The sequence below is a fragment of the Acidovorax sp. FW305-C-20-28 genome (assembly GCF_058783375.1).
On the sequence record NZ_JBYSYM010000007.1, the window covers coordinates 15,660 to 32,016 of the forward strand.

Sequence of the window (16,357 nt, forward strand, 5' to 3'; positions counted from 1 at the left end):
TCAGAAACTCGAATAGGGCTGCACCGGGCGTGGGCGGTTTTCCAGCGGCGCGAGCACCGGGTCGAAGCGGTAGCGGCCGTAGACCATGAGGTTGGTGGGCGCGTAGTAGGCCGAGCGGTCCAGCTCCAGCTGGGCACCGAGCGACAGGTTCTTGTTGACCTGGTACTCCAGCACCCCGCGGAACGAGCGGCCGAAGCCCGAGCCCGAACTGCCCGTGTACACCGGCACGCTGCCGCTTTCGGCCAGGCGCGCGCGCGCCAGCGACTGCAGCAGCGCGCTCTGCGGGAAGTAGTCGGTGTCGGCGCTGCTGCTGCGCGAGACCGAGATGGCGCCGCGCGCCAGCCAGGTGAAGGCGCCCTTGCGGCCGCTCCACTCGATGGGCAGCGCGATGGAGGCATAGCTGCGCGGGCTGTAGTAGCCGCCGTGGCCGAAGCTGTACTCCGACAGGTCCTTGCCGTAGTGCCAGGCCGAGAAGGTGATGCCCATGTTGACCACGCTGGTGGTGTCCTTCCAGACATCGCGGTCCACGGCCACGCGCAGCTGGGCGCGGGTGTTGGTTTCCACGTTCTTGCCCGTGAGGGCGGCGAGGTTCAGGCTGGCCGAGGCGCTGTAGGGGCCCAAGTCGGTGGACAGCCGGCCGGCCGCCCCGGTCGCCACCACGCCGCCCCACACCTGGCCGGTGATGGGGTCGCGCGCGCCCGCATAGGACAGCAGGCTGCCCGTGATGGGCCGGCGAAAGGCTTCGAGCTTGTAGCCGTAGCGGCCCAGCGTGCCCGTCCTGGCGACGCCCCCCACGAGGTTGGTCACCGGAAAGGCCACGCCCGTGGCACCGATGTCCCATTGGAAATCATCGCCCACGAAGCCGAAGCCCAGGTTGGTGCCCATGCCGCGCTGGCGCCGGTAGAGCAGGGGCGAGTTGGGCGGCAGCGCCGCGATTTGGCCGAAGTCGGTGAAGTCCGATCCATCGGCCGGCAGCTCGCCCGCGTCGAGCTTGACCCGGTCCACGTGCAGGAAGTAGTGGCCGTCATAGCCGCGCGGCATCCAGGCCACCACGGGCCGCTCCCAGCCGCGCAGGCTGGAGATGCCTTCGGTGGAGTTCTTGCGCAGGCCCGTGTGGGCGGCCTCGATCCAGACCTGGCGGCGTGCCTCGATGGCATCGATCTCGCCCTGGATCTTGGCCACCACGGCCGTGTCCACGGGCAGCGAGAGCGCGTAGCTCTGCTGCAGCTTCAGCGGCGCCTCGGCTTCGGTGGCGTCCTCGGAGGGGGCTGCCGCCGATGGCACGGCGCCGCGTGTCTCCAGCGTGAGTGCGCTGCGGAAAAACACCAGGGCCTGCGCGTAGTTGCGGTTGGCGCGTTCCAGGCGCGCGGCGTGCAGCAGCACATCGCTGTCCTGCGGAAAGTCCTGCAGCAGCCGGGCGGACAGCGCACGGGCTTCGTCCATGCGGCCCACGCGCTGCCAGATGCGCAGCAGCGCCAGTTGCTGGCCTGCATCGGCAGGCGGCAGGTGCTCTTGCAGCCACAGGGCATGCACGGTGGTGGCCTGCGCGTCGCCCAGGCGCGACAGCGCATCCGCCAGGCCCATGCGGATCTCCAGGCTCTCGGGCTGGCTCTGGGCCAGCGGGGCCAGCAAGCGGGCAGCATCGGCGTATTCGCCAGCGGCCAGGAGCAGGCGGGCCTGGGTCTGCGTGCGCTGCTGTGCGGTGGCCGGTGTGTCGGGCAGTTGCAGGGGCTGGCGTGCCAGGCGCAGGGCCTCGCCGAGGCGGCCGGCCTGGCGCTGCTGCTCGATGAGCCGCTCGCGGTGCGCGGTGTACAGGGCCACGAGGCGTGTCTCCTGCTCGGCACTCCAGCCGGGCGACTGCAGCAGCGCGGGCAGGCGGGCTGCCAGGCCCACGTCGTCCTGCGCACGGTTGAGCAGCAGGGCGTGGTCGAGCTGCACCTCCATCGGCAGGCTGGGGCTGCGCGCGGCCAGGCGGTCGAACACGGCCACGCCGCGCGCCGGCTGGGCACGGCGGAACCAGGTGTTGGCCACGGCGTACAGCAGCTCGGCGTCGTTGCCGGCCACTTGCTCGGCCCTGTCGAGCAGGGCCTGGGCCTCTGCCGGGCTGCGGCTGGCGCCGCCCTGGGCCACCAGCGACTTGACCGTGGAACGCTGCACCAGCGCGCGCATGGCATCGGTCTGCGCGGCCGTGGGGATCTGTGCCAGGTCGGAGAGGGCGCCCTGGTCGTCGTCCACCGCCGAGCGGATCAGCGCACGCGCATAGCGCATGGCGCTGCGGTCCTCCGCCGCCATCGATGCGCTGGCCGTGGTGCGTGCAATGCCATCGTCCATCACGCTCAGCGCCTCGCGCGGCAGGTTCAGGCGCAGGTACAGGCGCGCCAGGCGGTGGCGCAGCCAGGCATCGTCGGGCGTGAGCAGCACGGCCGACTCCAGCGTGCGCATGGCGGCGCTCAGGCGCTGGGCCGCCAGGTGCTCGTCGGCCTGGGCGCCGAGGATGTCGGCCCGCGTGCCGACCAGCTTGTCGCCCAGGGCCGCATCGCTGGCAGAGGCTTTTTCCAGCAGCGCCAGGGCTTCGCCCGCGCGGCCCGTGCGTGCATACAGCCCGGCCAATCCCTTGAAGGCCGCGCTGTTGTTGGCCTCGGCCTTGAGGGCGCTCTGGTACAGGGCTTCGGCCTGGGTGCGCTCGCCCTGCAGGTCGCGGATGCTGGCCAGCGTGGTCAGGGCTTCGGCGTTGTTCGGTTGCATGGCCAGGGCCCGGCCTGCGAGGTCGGCGGCCGTGGCCAGTTCGTTCTTCTCCAGCGCCACGTCGGCCTGGCGCAGGTAGCCCCAGAACCGGGCCGTGGCCTGCAGGTCCTTCCACTTGCCCTGGCGCGTGAGCGCGAAGGCCTGGCCGAACAGGTCCTGGGCCTCTCCATGCTGGCCCTGGCGCAGGCGGATCATGCCCAGGTTGCCCAGGCTCTCGCCATCGGAGGGGCGCAACGCCAGCACGGTCTGCAGCTGCTCTTCGGCGCGCTCGGTGTTGCCCTGGTCCAAGGCCACGCGCGCGGCATTGCGCGCGATGTTGGCGGGGTCGCGCGCCGCGCGCTCGGCACGTTCCACGGCCTGCTGCATGGCGGCCAGGCGCTCCACCATGGCCTGGTCACCGGGGTAGCGCTGCAGAAAGCTGCGCACGCGCGGCAGGTTGCCGGCGGTGTTGGGCAGCCGGTCCACGGCGCGGCGCCACAGGTCCTGCAGCTGCTGGGCGTTCACGTCGGGTTGTTTGGAGAGCGCCTCGATCTCCTGCACCACGGCCGTGGGGTTCTCACCGCTGTACATGCGCATCTCCAGCTGGGCCAGGCGGTAGCGCGACTCGCCCGTGTCCTGGTAGAGCTTGCCCAGCTGGCGCACGGACTCGCTGCCCTTGCCGCCCGAGCCGCCCATGATCTGGTGGTATTCGAGCGCCAGGCCGCCGAGTTCGGGCGGGCCCTGCGGGAACAGTTCGCGCGCCAGGTCGGCGGCCTCGGCCTTGCGGCCGGCGCGCGCCATCAGGCGCATCTGCGAGAGTTTTTCGCGCTCGGGGCCGTACACGCGCACCAGGGTTTCGAGTTCCTGCGTGACCTTGTGCTGGGGGTGGCGGGTGCGCAGTGTCTCCAGGATGCGCTTGGCCTCGTCGGTCTTCTTCTCGCGCAGGGCCAGATCACCGAGGGTGCCCAGGCCCTGGGGCGAGTAGGGGTCCATGGCCAGCAGCTTGTCCACCAGCTGGCGCGCCATGTCGGGCCGGTTCTTCGATGCCCACAGGCGCGCGCCGCTGAGCAGCTCGGCCTCGATGGCGGGCGGCGCGCTGGCCAGCACGCCGTGGCCGGCCGGTAGGCAGGCGGCGGCCAGCAGGGTGAGCGAGGGCAGCCATTGGCGGGTGCGGCGGGGCATCCGGGTCACGGTTTCCACCGCACGATGAGCTGGCCGGTGGCCGTGAAGCGGTACTGCCCGTCGAAGGCGCCCTGGCCGAACAGGGCCAGGGTCTGCTCGTAGTAGGCCGTGGGGCGCAGGGGACGGGCCTCCAGGCGCATGCGCTGCGATTGCAGGGCCTTGTCGTCGCCGACGGCGCGCAGAAAGGGCAGCATCGCGGCCGAGAAGCCGGAGGGCGCCGGGCCCGAGGCCTGGCCGGTCAGGATGTCGATGGATTCGGGCGGGTAGCCCTGGTCGCGCACGTAGCGCGCCATGGGCGCCAGGGTGTCGAGCAAGGCCTTGCGGCCCTGCGCGTCGGGGTGCATCACGCCGGCCCAGAGGTAGACGCGGATGGCGTTGTAGGTGCCCTGGCCCTTTTCCTTGCCATCGGTGTCGACCAGGAAACCCTGCTTGGCGTCGTACACCGTCCAGTCGGGCGTGAAGCCCTTGGGCGAGGAGCCGCGGATGACCTTGAGCGAGCTGTCCACCAGGGGCTTCCACTGCGGGTCCAGGTCGCTGGCGGCCAGCCAGTGCATCAGGTGCATGGGCAGGTAGCTGGGGTTCAGGCGCCAGCGGCCATTGGCCTGCACGAAGCCCTTGGGCGCGGGCAGCAGCGTCGGGCCCAGGCCCGGGATGTCGGCGGTTTCCTCGCGCAGCACGCGCGCTGCGAGCAGGGCCGACAGGGCGCGGTAGCTGCGCTCGTTCCACAGCCGGCCGGCCTCGCCCAGGGCGTAGGCGATCCACAGGTCGGCGTCGGAAGCGGCGTTGCTGTCGATCACGCCCCAGGTGCCGTCGGGGCGCTTGCCCCAGAGCCAGGCGGGCAGGCGTGCCGTCATGTCGCCGGCGCACAGGTTGTTCTCGGTCCAGCGCAGCAGCTTGTCGAACATCGGCCGGTCGTTGGCCACCAACGCGAAGAACAGGGCGTAGGCCTGGCCTTCGGAATAGGTCTGGCCGCCGCCATCGTCATCGGAGACCACGCGGCCGCCTTCGTTGATGAACTGGGCCTTGAAGGCGTCCCAGGCGGGCCAGGCCAGGCGGCCGGCGGCTGGCGCCTGCTGGGCCCGTGCCGTGGGCAGGCTGGCCAGCAGGGCGGCACCGGCGCCGGCCTGCAGTGCCGTGCGGCGCGACAGGAACTCAGTCATTGCGGGCCGCCAGTCGGCGCCGTGCCATGCTGCGCAGCGCGGCATAGACGATGAAGGTCAGCAGCAGGCCGGTGCCGATGCCCACCAGGGCCAGCAGCAGCGGGTGGCTGTGCATGTGGAACCACAGGCGCTGCCACCAGGGCAGGTCGCCCACGTAGTACACGGGCTTGATGCGGAAGCTCTCGATGGCGTCGCCGCGCATCAGGCCCAGGTCGCCGCGCAGGCTCTTGATCTTGCCCGCATCGTTCAGGCCCAGGCTCAGCAGGGCCATGGCCTCCTTGTCGGTGGCCGTGAGGGCGACCACGCTGCGCCCGCCCGACAGAGGGGACTCGAAGCCCGTGACGGCCGCCAGCGGGCCGTTGCCCTGCAGGATGGCCTGGCCGCCCGAGGCCGACAGGCGTTGGTTGGATTCGAGGTTGAACAGGTCGATGAAGGAGCCCATGGCACGCTCCAGCGGCTGCACCGAGCGTGCGCCCGCGGCCAGCAGGGCCGGCAGGTGGCTGTGCCACTTCTGCAGCAGGCCATCGCTGTCGGCCTGCGAGATCACCAGGATGTCCGTGTCGGCGGCCTTGTCGGCCTCGGAGGCGCGCAGCAGCTTGAAGCGCGTGCCGGGGTAGCCGGTGGAGGCGCTCATGCGGCCCACGGCGGTGAGGAAGACCTCCACGTCCGAGGTGGTGGGCTGGTTGGGCAGGATGATGGAGGTCTGCGCCAGGTCGGGCACCCGCGTGAAGGGGAAGCCGCTGTTGGCATAGGCCGCCAGGTTGGGCATGGCCAGGTAGTGGCGGAAGGCCGTGAGGTCGATCGTGGACTGCGGGTCGATGGCGGCGTACAGCTCGGTCGGCGGTGCGGACTTGCAGCGGCCCAGGTCGTTGGGCGGGATCTGGAAGGCGAACTGCAGCTGGTTGTCGCCGCCGATCATGAAGGCCGGGATCTTCAGGTCCGAGCGCGTCTGGGCGTTGCCGTCGTCGAACAGCGGCAGCATCACCGTGCTCTTGCCGCTGGTGCGGTCCTCGCGCGACTGCAGCGGGTAGGACTGGATGAACTGGTTGTTGATCGAGATGTTCAGCGCGCCGTGGTCCGACACGCTGTTGGGCGTGTAGCGGTAGGTCAGGTCCAGCGGCACGCCCTTGGCGTTCCAGGTGAACAGGTCGGGCGCCATGCGCGTGTAGACGTTTACCGTGTCGTTGAGCACCGAGCCGCGCAGCTGCAGGTCGGCTGCGCTCTGCACCAGTTCGGCCAGGCGCACCGGGCGCTTGGTGGTGATCCAGCGCGGCGCATCGTAGGGCTTGGCGAGTTCGGGGTAGTCGAGCGACTTGACGGCGATGGTCTGGCCCGAGAGCACGGCCTTGCCCAGGGCCAGCGCGTCGGCGGCCAGTTGCACCTGCGCGTCGTCCTTGCCCAGCACCAGCAGCAGCTTGGCGCCGGGGACCTCGGGGTGGGGCACCACGGACAGCGTGGGCTCGGTGACCGGCGCCATCGCCTGCAGGAAGGCGGGGCGGTTGTCGTTGGTGGCCAGCACCACGGCGTGCTGGCGCGGCAGCTGGTTCTCGAACGCCGGGAACTGGTTGCCGCGGTAGCCGGCGAGCATGCCGATCCAGCTGGCGATCGAGCCCGAGGCCTTGAGCGTGCCCGTGCTGGGCTTGCTGCCGTAGACGAAGGGCAGGTTCACCGGCCGGTTGTCGCGCGGATCGAAGAAGGGCGCGGGCAGCAGCGCCAGGTCATCGCGCAGCGGGATCTGGCGCAGCGACAGGTCGAGCTGGCTCTCGTTGCTGATGGTGGCCCACAGGCTCGAATGGTTGGGCGCCTCGCATTCCATCGTGTAGTGGCCGATGAACTGGAAGCGAAAGCGGTTGTAGTCGGTGAAGTAGCGCGGGTCGATAGTGAGCTCGACCGTCTGCGGCGTGCCCAGGCGCTCCTTGTCGAGCACGATGGTCTGCAGCGTCTCGTCGTTGAGGATCACCTTGAGGTGCGACAGGTTGGGGATCAGCGCGGGCGAGAGCGTGAAGGTCAGGCGCAGCCGGGCGGCTTCCACCACCTCGTCGCGCCGCACGCCCACGCCGATGCTGGCTTCGCTCTCCACGCCGCGCAGGGAGACGGGGCGCGCCAGGCCCAGGTCCTTGAGGCTGGTCTTCCACTGGCGCAGGGGCAGGGCTGGCGCGGCAGGCGCTGTGGCTGCTGCTGCGGTGGCGCCTGCCGCCGGGGCGGGGCTCGCGGCCACGGCCGGGGTCGCCGCAGCAGCGGCGGCGGCCGCCGCGCGGGCTGCACGCGCCCGGGCGCGCTCCTTGGCCGGCGATTCCTGGGCCGAGGTCGCCTGGGCATGGGCGAGGGGAAGCGGGGCGGCGGTCCACCCCAGGGCCATCAACGCAGCCAGCAGGGGAACTGTTCGGGTGGTTTTTCGACGAGAGATCACGGTGCTTTGGAAGGTGTTCTGGCGTGGTGGTGCAAAGGGCGCCCGCGACATATCGGCCCACGATGTCATTGGCGTGACAAAGTGTATTGATAAATTTTGACTATGGAATGCAGAAAGACACTAGTTTGCAATCTTCTCGTCCGGGGAGGGGTCGCGTACCTGCCGGTACGCAGGAAAAAGCCGGTTGGATGCGCAGGCAGAAAAGGTATTCCTGTCGCGCAAAATTCACGCTGACTTTGGTCGGAAAAAGCAGGCCGCGCCTGATCGATGGCGGGCGTGGCAGAGGCGGGGTGAGAGGGCGCCTGGCTGGCGCTGGAAACAGGAAAGCCGATGTTTCTGTTCAGGGCACGCTATGGTGGGGGGCATGGCTGCGAAATGGCCAGAACTCGTCTGTTCCGGTCACTCTCCCACCCCGGGGTATTCCTGGCGGGTCACTCCGCGGACATGTATTGCGCGATGGCTTGATCAAATCGTTCGAAGTCCAGCGACTCGGGAAACACGAGCTGTCAATGTCACCGGGCTTTGTCTTACACCCGACGACCGTTCACGAGGGCCAACACCTCCCGGCTCAACCATCCTTCCTCTGGCCCGCTTCGTGCGGGCTCTTTTTTTGCCCCGAGCCTCGATTGCAGAGCAGTTACATGTCAGTGCTGCCGTTTGAACCCGACGATGACCGTCATGGCCTTGCGTAGATCGTCCCCGCTCTGTCCAGGGCCGACGACGTGCCGCGTTATCCCGTTGTGCACAACAGCTGTGCGACCGCCGATCATCTGCGCCTCAAAGGCGTGCCGGTCCTCAGCGGTTCCACCCGTCACGGTAACAACCAGCCGGCCATCGTCTCGCACGCGCCACGATGCGATCTTCAGTTCTTTGCGTGTGGCCAGCCACGGGATGGCCAATGATTCTCCGGTCATGGTTCCCTCCTGCGCGGAATTTAGCAGCAGCGTAGGGGCATCTCAAGCGAAGAATGGCCGCGGGTGCGGGCGGCTACTCCCAAAAGATGAGCGGGATAACCATCCCCAGGAATATTGCCTGGAGAATGGCCAGGGCAGTGGAGCTGGGCGAGCTGAGAGTCGCCCAAATGAGCGACACCACCGGGACCGCGACAGCGGCCACGAATACGAGGAAAAGTCCCACGGTCTTCCAAGTGTTGTGCCTCGCTTCATCTTCGGTGTGTCCAGGCTGTTGCTCCTCGCCCGGCTGGAGGCTTGTGGGCTTTCTCAAGGGGTCAGCGCCGGCCATGGACGAAATCTAGCACCAGGTTGCGCGAGCGACCATTGAATTGCCGCGCACCAAGAGAGGTGTAATTTAGCGCTTGGAAGCCCTGGGTTTGGCATGCAGAATGCCGCCTTTTCCAGCCTGCTTCATCAATCGCCTGCCCATCACATCGAGCGCCAGCGTCTTACACCTGCGGCACGTGAATGCCGGAATGATTGGGTTGATTGGAAGCTACTAGTTGAGAAGCGCCGTGCACGAAGATGTCAAAAAGAGCCTGGATCTGATGCTTGGCCGCCTCAGCGCGCTGCAGGTGGGGCTTTGGGTGATTGCCGCTTCTCTGCCGCCGAGCGCAAAGCAGATTGCAGCGAGCAAGATGCAGGAAGCCATGGAGCGGGTGCACGCTGATGCGCTTGCGTTGCCCTTGCCGGACACTCAGGTCGAAGAGATGCGCAGTCTGATGCTTGAACTTGCGATGATCCTCAATACTCCGGCGCAAGAACGGGGGTAGATCAGTCCTGCAAGCTTGCCGGCCAGTTCGGCGGCTGTCATGCCCCGGCGGCCGGCGGCGCCTGCGGGGGTATCTGCACACCGTTGACATCGTCCGTGACGCCCGGCGTGTTTGGGTCGTGCCCGATCAGCACCTCCATGAACTTCTCCCCGGCCACGGCCTTGGGATGCCGGACTTATCCATCTCGCCAGTTGGGGGGGGGCAAGTGATGCCAGTCGTTCATGCCCTGGTGCTGGGGCGGCGTCAGGAGCACGCGCTGCGGGTACTTCCCGTGGTGGGCCTTCCAGTGCTCACGCAGACGCCCGATGATCAAAAAATGGAGTGGAGTGACCAGGGCGGGATTGCCGCAGGACCGCAACGCCGGGCATGAGACGCATCACATAAACCGTCTCATGCCGGGAAAAACAAAAAGGCCGGCGCTATGTTGTTTATAGCGTCGGCCTAGTGTGCCTTGCGGCTGAGATTTGGTGGGTCCTGAGTGACTCGAACACTCGACCTACGGATTAAGAGTCCGCTGCTCTACCAACTGAGCTAAGAACCCAAATCTTTTGTTGATCTGTCTGCATCGCTGCAGAGCCTCGAATTATGCACTAATTTTTGGGGCGTTGGCAAATCCGGTCAAAATTTCTTCACTTTTTTCGCTCACGGCATCGCATTGCGGCTGGCCAGCTCCACGAACAGGCCGCTGTGGTCCAGCTCGCCCAGGCCGTGCTCCACCCCCTGGGCGTACAACGCCTCGAACAGTTCGGTGATGGGCGCATCGAAGCCGATCTCGCTGGCCGTGGCCAGGGCGTTGCGCATGTCCTTGAGCTGCACCGTCATGCGGCCCTGGGGGGCGAAGTTGCGCTCCACCATGCGCTGGCCGTGCAACTGCAGGATGCGGCTGTCGGCAAAGCCGCCGCTGATGGCCTCGCGCACCTTGGCCATGTCGGCCCCGCCCTTGGCGGCGAACAGCAGCGCCTCGGCCACGGCGCCGATGGTGATGCCCACGATCATCTGGTTGGCCAGCTTGGCGAGCTGGCCTGCGCCGTGCGGCCCCACGTGCGTGGCCCGGCCGAATACGGCGAAGAGGGGCAGGGCGCGCGCATAGTCCTCGGGCCGGCCGCCGGCCATGATGGCCAGGGTGCCGTTCTCGGCCCCCACGGTACCGCCGGAGACCGGGGCATCGAGGTGGGCGATGCCCATCTCGCCCAGGCGGGCCGCGTGGTCGCGCGCCTCGCGCGGCTGGATCGAGGCCATGTCGATGAACAGCGCATCGCGGCGCAGGGCCTGGGCCGCGCCCAGCCCGAACAGCACCTCGCCCACCACGGGGCCGTTGGCGAGCAGGCTGATCACCACGTCCGCGCCGGCCACGGCATCGCGCACATCGGAGTGCACGGTGATGCCCTCGGCCGCGAGCGGCTCGGCCGCCTCGCGCGTGCGGTTCCAGGCATGCACCTCGTGGCCGGCCGCGTGCAGCCGGCGCGCCATGGGCGCGCCCATCATGCCGATGCCCAGGACGGCGGTGCGCAGGCGAGGGGTGTTGTTGTTGTTCATGGTCTGTCTCCGGGTGTGCTTGCTGGTCTCTGCCGCCATCATCGGCGCTTTTTGCCGCGCCAGCCTGTCAGCGGGCTTGCAGTCGGCGCCGCTTGCCGGGATGATGTTGCGCCAGAGGAGAACACACCGATGGCCCTGGACACGAAAACGCCGCACGACCCCTCCTGGCTGGAGCTGATGTACAACAACCGGGCCCTGGTGCCCGAGCATGTGAACTACTTCGCGCGCTGGGCCAAGGAGTCGGCCCAGGTGCGGGCCGAGCACCCCTGCGTGCCCGACCTGGCCTATGGCAAGGGCGTGCGCGAGACCCTGGACGTGTTTCCCACCACCCAGCTGCCGCCCGGCTCCGGCAAGGGGGCGCCGGTGCTGGTCTTCATCCATGGCGGCTACTGGCGCGCGCTCGACAAGTCGGACCACTCCTTCATCGCGCCGGCCTTCAACCGCGAGGGCGTCTGCGTGGTGGTGGTCAACTACGCGCTGTGCCCGGGCACGCCCGAGGCGCCGGTGGGCATTCCCCAGATCATGCGGCAGATGGAAAAGGCCATTGCCTGGATCTGGCAGAACATTGGGCGCTATGGCGGCGATCCGCACCGCATCACGGTGGCGGGCCATTCGGCGGGTGGGCAACTGGCGGCCATGCTGCTCACCAGCGTCTGGCCCCTGATCGGCAACCTGCCCGATGGCGCGGTGCGCAGTGCGCTGTCGGTCTCGGGCCTGCACGACCTCGATCCGCTGATGCACACGCCCTTTTTGCAGGAGACGCTCAAGCTCACCGAGCAACAGGTGCTGCAGTACAGCCCGGCCCGCCTGCAGGCGCCTGGCCAGGGCATGCTGTACTGCGCCGTGGGCGGCGACGAAAGCCCGGAGTTCCTGCGCCAGGCGCGCCTGGTGCAGGACGCCTGGGGCTCGGCCGCCGTGCCGCGCTGCCAGGTGCAGGAGGGGCTGAACCACTTCAGCATCGTCGATGCCCTGGCCAAGCCCGGGCACGACGTGCACCATATGGCCTTGATTCTTCTCAGGGCCTGAGGTCGCCCCAGGCCCTGGCAGGGCCGGGCGCGATTACATCAGCAGGTGCTCGCCCGCGTTGTCGCCGCCCAGGATCACGTAGTTCACCTTGCGGATGTCCATGAGCTTCTTGCCGCCGGCGTAGCTGATGGAGCTTTGCACGTCCTGCTCCATCTCGACCAGGGTGTTGGCCAGCTTGCCCTTGATGGGTTCGAGGATGCGCTTGCCCTCGACGTGCTTGTACTCGCCCTTGTTGAAGTCGCTGGCCGAGCCGTAGTACTCCTTGAACAGCGCACCGTCCACCTCCACGGTGTTGCCGGGCGACTCTTCATGGCCGGCGAACAGCGAGCCGATCATGACCATGCTGGCGCCGAAGCGGATGCTCTTGGCGATGTCGCCATGGCTGCGGATGCCGCCGTCGGCAATGATGGGCTTGGTGGCCACGCGCGCGCACCACTTGAGCGCCGACAGCTGCCAGCCGCCCGTGCCGAAACCGGTCTTGAGCTTGGTGATGCAGACCTTGCCCGGGCCCACGCCCACCTTGGTGGCGTCGGCGCCCCAGTTCTCCAGGTCGATCACCGCCTCGGGCGTGGCCACGTTGCCGGCGATCACGAAGGTGGCGGGCAGCTTGGACTTGAGGTAGCCGATCATGTTCTTCACGCTGTCGGCATGGCCGTGCGCGATGTCGATGGTCACGTACTCGGGCGTGATGCCCGCCGCGGCCAGCTGGTCCACGGTGTCGTAGTCAGGTTGCTTCACCCCCAGCGAGATGGACGCGAAGCAGCCCTTGGCGTGCATGTCCTTGACGAACTGCACGTTGTCCAGGTCGAAGCGGTGCATGACGTAGAAGTAGCCGTTTAGCGCCATCCAGGTGCAGATGCTCTCGTCCACCACCGTCTTCATGTTGGCGGGTACGACCGGCAGGCGGAAGGTGCGCCCGCCCAGCTCCACGCCGGCATCGCATTCCGAGCGGCTTTCCACCCGGCACTTGCGCGGCAGCAAGAGGATATTGTCGTAGTCGAAGATTTCCATGAGATTTCCAAGCTCCATAAAAGGACACAGCAAACCAATTTCTGCTGTGGTGGGCGCTTGGCCTGGAGACCGGCTCTGCGGTCGCGTTCGAGAAGAGCGCAACGAACCCTGCTGTGCGCAGGCGCAAAAAAACCGGGCTGCAAGAAACTTGGGCCCGGTGATTGATTCTACCCGCGCCAGCGCGCGCCGGTATATCCCTACTCGTATCTACCCCATCGGCATCGGGTTCTAGGGCACGCAGCGCGACTGCGCCGCGTCGATGATGCGGCCGTCCTTGTCCTGCACCCAGCCCACCAGGTGCAGGCGGTCGGTCTTGGTGCCTTCGGGGATGTAGATCGGGCGCGAATCGCGCCAGCCCGAGCGCTCGCCCCGGGACAGGGTGTGCGGGTTGTCGAGGGAGCGCTGGTAGACATTGCGCACCAGGTGGCGCGCCACGGGCGAGCCCTCGGTGCCCGCGGGGATGGATTCGACCAGCAGCAGGTAGAAACCGCCTGCATCGGGGCCTGCTGCAGGGGGCGTTCCCCGCGTGGCCACCGGCGAGAAGGCGATGGAGGCGCCCACATAGTCGTTGAAGGCCGGCCCGTGCGACACGCGCAGCCGGCTGCCCGGCACGCCCTGCACGGGGGCGGTGTTCACGTCCGTGGCGCTGGGGGCCGTGCGGCCCAGGGCCGCCAGGCGGGCCAGGGCGTCGCGCGTGGCGGCGGCCGACAGCGGGGCATCGTCGCCCTGGGTGCCAGGCACGATCCAGTCCAGCACCACGGTGCCGGGCGCCTTGGGGGCCGGCGTGGCCTTGTCGGCCCAGCAGCTGTCGCAGTCGGCGCTCACGAAGCGCTCGAACAGGGCGGCGGGGCGGGGCACGCCGTCGCTGCTGCAGCTCGACTGGGCCGCGAGGTGGGGGGCGTGCAGGGCCAGCAGCAGGGCTGCGGCAAGGGCAATGTTTTTCATGGAAGGTGCTGGCGCTTTCTACAATGCCCCCATGTTCCCACAAGACCTGTTTCCGGGTGCGCCCGAGCCCCTGGAGCCCTCCACGCCTGCGGCCCCCTCTGCCACGCCCCCCCTGCTGGCCAACCTGAACCCCGAGCAGCTGGCCGCCGTGACCCTGCCGGCGGGGCATGCGCTCATCCTGGCCGGCGCCGGCTCGGGCAAGACCCGGGTGCTCACCACCCGCATCGCCTGGCTGCTGCAGAACGGCTATGCCACGCCCGGCGGCATCCTGGCCGTGACCTTCACCAACAAGGCCGCCAAGGAAATGGTGGCCCGCCTGTCGGCCATGCTGCCCGTGAACGTGCGCGGCATGTGGATAGGCACCTTCCACGGCCTGTGCAACCGCCTGCTGCGCGCCCACCACAAGCCGGCCGGCCTGCCGCAGTCGTTCCAGATCCTGGACACGCAGGACCAGCTCTCGGCCGTCAAGCGCCTGTGCAAGCAGCACAACGTCGATGAAGAGCGCTTTCCGCCCAAGCAGCTGGTCTACTTCATCGCCGGCTGCAAGGAAGAGGGCATGCGCCCGGGCGATGTGCAGGCGCACGACAGCGATGGCCGCAGGAAGGTCGAGATCTACCAGCTCTACGAAGAGCAGTGCCAGCGCGAGGGCGTGGTCGACTTCGGCGAGCTCATGCTGCGCAGCTACGAGCTGCTGCGCGACAACGACGCCATCCGCGAGCACTACCAGCGCCGCTTTGCGCACATCCTGGTGGACGAGTTCCAGGACACCAACAAGCTGCAGTACGCCTGGCTCAAGCAGCTGGCGGGCAACGAGGCGGGCGGGCGCTACGAGGCGCGCGGCAGCGTGATCGCCGTGGGCGACGACGACCAGAGCATCTACGCCTTCCGCGGTGCGCGCGTGGGCAACATGGCCGACTTCGTGCGCGAGTTCGACGTGCAGCAGCAGATCAAGCTGGAGCAGAACTACCGCAGCTACAGCAACATCCTCGACTCGGCCAACGCCCTCATCAGCCACAACAGCCGCCGCCTGGGCAAGAACCTGCGCACCACGCAGGGCCCGGGCGAGCCGGTGCGCGTGTACGAGGCCACCACCGACCTGGCCGAGGCGCAGTGGATGGTGGACGAGATCAAGCAACTGGTGCGCAGCGACGGCTTCGAGCGCAAGGAGATCGCCGTGCTCTACCGCAGCAATGCGCAGAGCCGGGTGATCGAATCGGCCCTGTTCAATGCCAGCGTGCCCTACCGCGTGTACGGTGGCCTGCGCTTCTTCGAGCGCGCCGAAATCAAGCACGCGCTGGCCTACCTGCGCCTCTTGGAGAACCCGCACGACGACACGAGCTTTCTGCGCGTGGTCAACTTCCCGCCGCGCGGCATCGGCGCGCGCAGCATCGAGGTGCTGCAGGACGCCGCGCGCGCGGCCGGCTGCTCGCTGCACGACGGCGTGAGCGCCGTGCCCGGCAAGGCCGGTGCCAACCTCTCGGCCTTTGTCGCCATGGTCGACGTGCTGCGCGAGCAGACCGAGGGCATGAACCTGCGCAAGATCATCGAGACCATGCTGCAGTCCACGGGCCTGGTGGAGCATTTCCGCACCGAGAAGGAAGGCGCCGACCGCATCGAGAACCTGGAGGAACTGGTCAATGCGGCGGAGAGCTTCGTCACGCAGGAAGGCTTTGGCCGCGACGCTGTGGCCCTGCCCGTGGATGAGCTGCGCAACGACCGCCTGAGCCAGAGCCCGGCCAGCCAGGGCCTGGACCCGAATGCCCCGGTGACCGACGAGGCACTGCCCGCCGTGGCCGGCATCGTCGATGCCGACACGGGCGAGACGCTCTCGCCCCTGGCCGCCTTTTTGACCCATGCGGCGCTGGAGGCCGGCGACAACCAGGCCCAGGCCGGGCAGGACGCCGTGCAGCTGATGACGGTGCACGCCAGCAAGGGCCTGGAGTTCGATGGCGTCTTCATCGGCGGCATGGAGGAAGGCCTGTTCCCGCACGAGAACTCGGCCAACGAGCGCGAAGGCCTGGAGGAAGAGCGCCGCCTGATGTACGTGGCCATCACGCGGGCGCGCAAGCGCCTGTACCTGAGCCATTCTCAGACCCGCCTGCTGCACGGCCAGACGCGCTACAACATCAAGAGCCGCTTCTTCGACGAGCTGCCCGAGGCCGCGCTCAAGTGGATCACGCCCAAGCAGCAGGGCTTTGGCAGCTATGCGCCCAACGCGGGCGGCGGCAACCCCTTTGCCCAGCGCGACCGCAGCGGCTATGGCGCCGTGCGCAGCGAGCACTTCGCCAGCCCGCCGGTGCCGGTGCAGAAGGCGGCGCCCTCGCATGGCCTGCGCGTGGGGCTGGCGGTGTTCCACACCAAGTTCGGCGAGGGCAAGGTGCTGGCGCTCGAAGGCACGGGCGACGATGCGCGCGCGCAGATCAGCTTTCCGCGCCATGGCACCAAGTGGCTGGCGCTGTCGGTGGCCAAGCTCACCATCGTCGATTGACCGGCGCGCCTTTTTGGCGCCCTTTCTTACAGACAGCGCAGTCCCGTGAGCGCAAGAATGGAGGTCCGAAAGGGCTGCGCCCGCGCCGTCCGGCGCACGCCCTGTCTCACGACGGCCAGGGAGGTTGCGCCCATGCTGTTCCATCCATC

10 protein-coding genes and 1 tRNA gene are annotated in these 16,357 nt (G+C 68.3%); 3 read left to right on the forward strand and 8 right to left on the reverse strand.

The genetic code is table 11. The annotated features are described in order from the left end of the window. The 4 genes from AC3WOH_RS10245 to AC3WOH_RS10260 form a co-directional block, all read right to left on the reverse strand. Positions 1–3,906 (reverse strand): cellulose synthase subunit BcsC-related outer membrane protein, encoded by a 3,906-nt coding sequence (locus tag AC3WOH_RS10245; RefSeq protein WP_492229252.1) that lies wholly within the window; start codon positions 3,904–3,906, stop codon positions 1–3. A gap of 5 nt (positions 3,907–3,911) precedes the next feature. After that, positions 3,912–5,066 carry a cellulose synthase complex periplasmic endoglucanase BcsZ gene (gene bcsZ, locus AC3WOH_RS10250; protein ID WP_492229253.1) on the reverse strand — a complete coding sequence of 385 codons (1,155 nt, stop codon included), beginning with the start codon at positions 5,064–5,066 and terminating at the stop codon, positions 3,912–3,914. Beyond that, entirely contained in the window at positions 5,059–7,425 is a 2,367-nt protein-coding gene (bcsB, locus tag AC3WOH_RS10255) for a cellulose biosynthesis cyclic di-GMP-binding regulatory protein BcsB (protein ID WP_492229254.1), read from the reverse strand. The genes bcsZ and bcsB overlap by 8 nt, the downstream gene beginning before the upstream one ends. Before the next feature lie 695 nt (positions 7,426–8,120). Then, positions 8,121–8,390: a hypothetical protein gene (locus tag AC3WOH_RS10260; protein ID WP_492229255.1), complete on the reverse strand. Its 270-nt coding sequence runs from the start codon at positions 8,388–8,390 to the stop codon at positions 8,121–8,123. Between the two features lie 554 nt (positions 8,391–8,944). On the opposite strand from AC3WOH_RS10260, the gene AC3WOH_RS10265 reads away from it, so the two are divergent. After that, entirely contained in the window at positions 8,945–9,202 is a 258-nt protein-coding gene (locus tag AC3WOH_RS10265) for a hypothetical protein (RefSeq protein WP_492229256.1), read from the forward strand. A gap of 465 nt (positions 9,203–9,667) precedes the next feature. Here the strand turns inward: AC3WOH_RS10265 and AC3WOH_RS10270 are convergent. Together AC3WOH_RS10270 and AC3WOH_RS10275 are read right to left on the reverse strand one after the other, a co-directional pair. Continuing rightward, positions 9,668–9,743, reverse strand: a tRNA-Lys gene (locus tag AC3WOH_RS10270). Between the two features lie 101 nt (positions 9,744–9,844). Continuing rightward, the gene (locus AC3WOH_RS10275) at positions 9,845–10,777 is read right to left on the reverse strand and encodes an NAD(P)-dependent oxidoreductase (RefSeq protein ID WP_492229257.1); all 933 of its coding nucleotides are present in this window, start codon (positions 10,775–10,777) and stop codon (positions 9,845–9,847) included. A gap of 90 nt (positions 10,778–10,867) precedes the next feature. Between AC3WOH_RS10275 and AC3WOH_RS10280 the strand changes: the two genes are divergently transcribed. Beyond that, the gene (locus AC3WOH_RS10280) at positions 10,868–11,764 is read left to right on the forward strand and encodes an alpha/beta hydrolase (RefSeq protein ID WP_492229258.1); all 897 of its coding nucleotides are present in this window, start codon (positions 10,868–10,870) and stop codon (positions 11,762–11,764) included. Positions 11,765–11,797: 33 nt separating this feature from the next. Here AC3WOH_RS10280 and AC3WOH_RS10285 read toward each other — a convergent pair whose 3' ends face one another. Continuing rightward, entirely contained in the window at positions 11,798–12,775 is a 978-nt protein-coding gene (locus AC3WOH_RS10285; protein WP_492229259.1) for a GMP reductase, read from the reverse strand. Between the two features lie 228 nt (positions 12,776–13,003). Further along, the gene (locus AC3WOH_RS10290) at positions 13,004–13,720 is read right to left on the reverse strand and encodes a hypothetical protein (RefSeq protein WP_492229260.1); all 717 of its coding nucleotides are present in this window, start codon (positions 13,718–13,720) and stop codon (positions 13,004–13,006) included. 31 nt (positions 13,721–13,751) lie between these two features. Between AC3WOH_RS10290 and AC3WOH_RS10295 the strand changes: the two genes are divergently transcribed. After that, positions 13,752–16,208: a UvrD-helicase domain-containing protein gene (locus AC3WOH_RS10295; RefSeq protein ID WP_492229261.1), complete on the forward strand. Its 2,457-nt coding sequence runs from the start codon at positions 13,752–13,754 to the stop codon at positions 16,206–16,208. Positions 16,209–16,357: the final 149 nt, after the last annotated feature.

What these genes read in the sequence shown, in the direction of transcription:
- AC3WOH_RS10295 (WP_492229261.1), top strand. Translation starts at nt 13,752, where the DNA reads ATGTTCCCACAAGACCTGTTTCCGGGTGCGCCCGAGCCCCTGGAGCCC.
- bcsB (WP_492229254.1), bottom strand. Translation starts at nt 7,425, where the DNA reads ATGGCCCTGGGGTGGACCGCCGCCCCGCTTCCCCTCGCCCATGCCCAG.
- AC3WOH_RS10290 (WP_492229260.1), bottom strand. Translation starts at nt 13,720, where the DNA reads ATGAAAAACATTGCCCTTGCCGCAGCCCTGCTGCTGGCCCTGCACGCC.
- AC3WOH_RS10245 (WP_492229252.1), bottom strand. Translation starts at nt 3,906, where the DNA reads ATGCCCCGCCGCACCCGCCAATGGCTGCCCTCGCTCACCCTGCTGGCC.
- bcsZ (WP_492229253.1), bottom strand. Translation starts at nt 5,066, where the DNA reads ATGACTGAGTTCCTGTCGCGCCGCACGGCACTGCAGGCCGGCGCCGGT.
- AC3WOH_RS10275 (WP_492229257.1), bottom strand. Translation starts at nt 10,777, where the DNA reads ATGGCGGCAGAGACCAGCAAGCACACCCGGAGACAGACCATGAACAAC.
- AC3WOH_RS10260 (WP_492229255.1), bottom strand. Translation starts at nt 8,390, where the DNA reads ATGACCGGAGAATCATTGGCCATCCCGTGGCTGGCCACACGCAAAGAA.
- AC3WOH_RS10285 (WP_492229259.1), bottom strand. Translation starts at nt 12,775, where the DNA reads ATGGAAATCTTCGACTACGACAATATCCTCTTGCTGCCGCGCAAGTGC.
- AC3WOH_RS10280 (WP_492229258.1), top strand. Translation starts at nt 10,868, where the DNA reads ATGGCCCTGGACACGAAAACGCCGCACGACCCCTCCTGGCTGGAGCTG.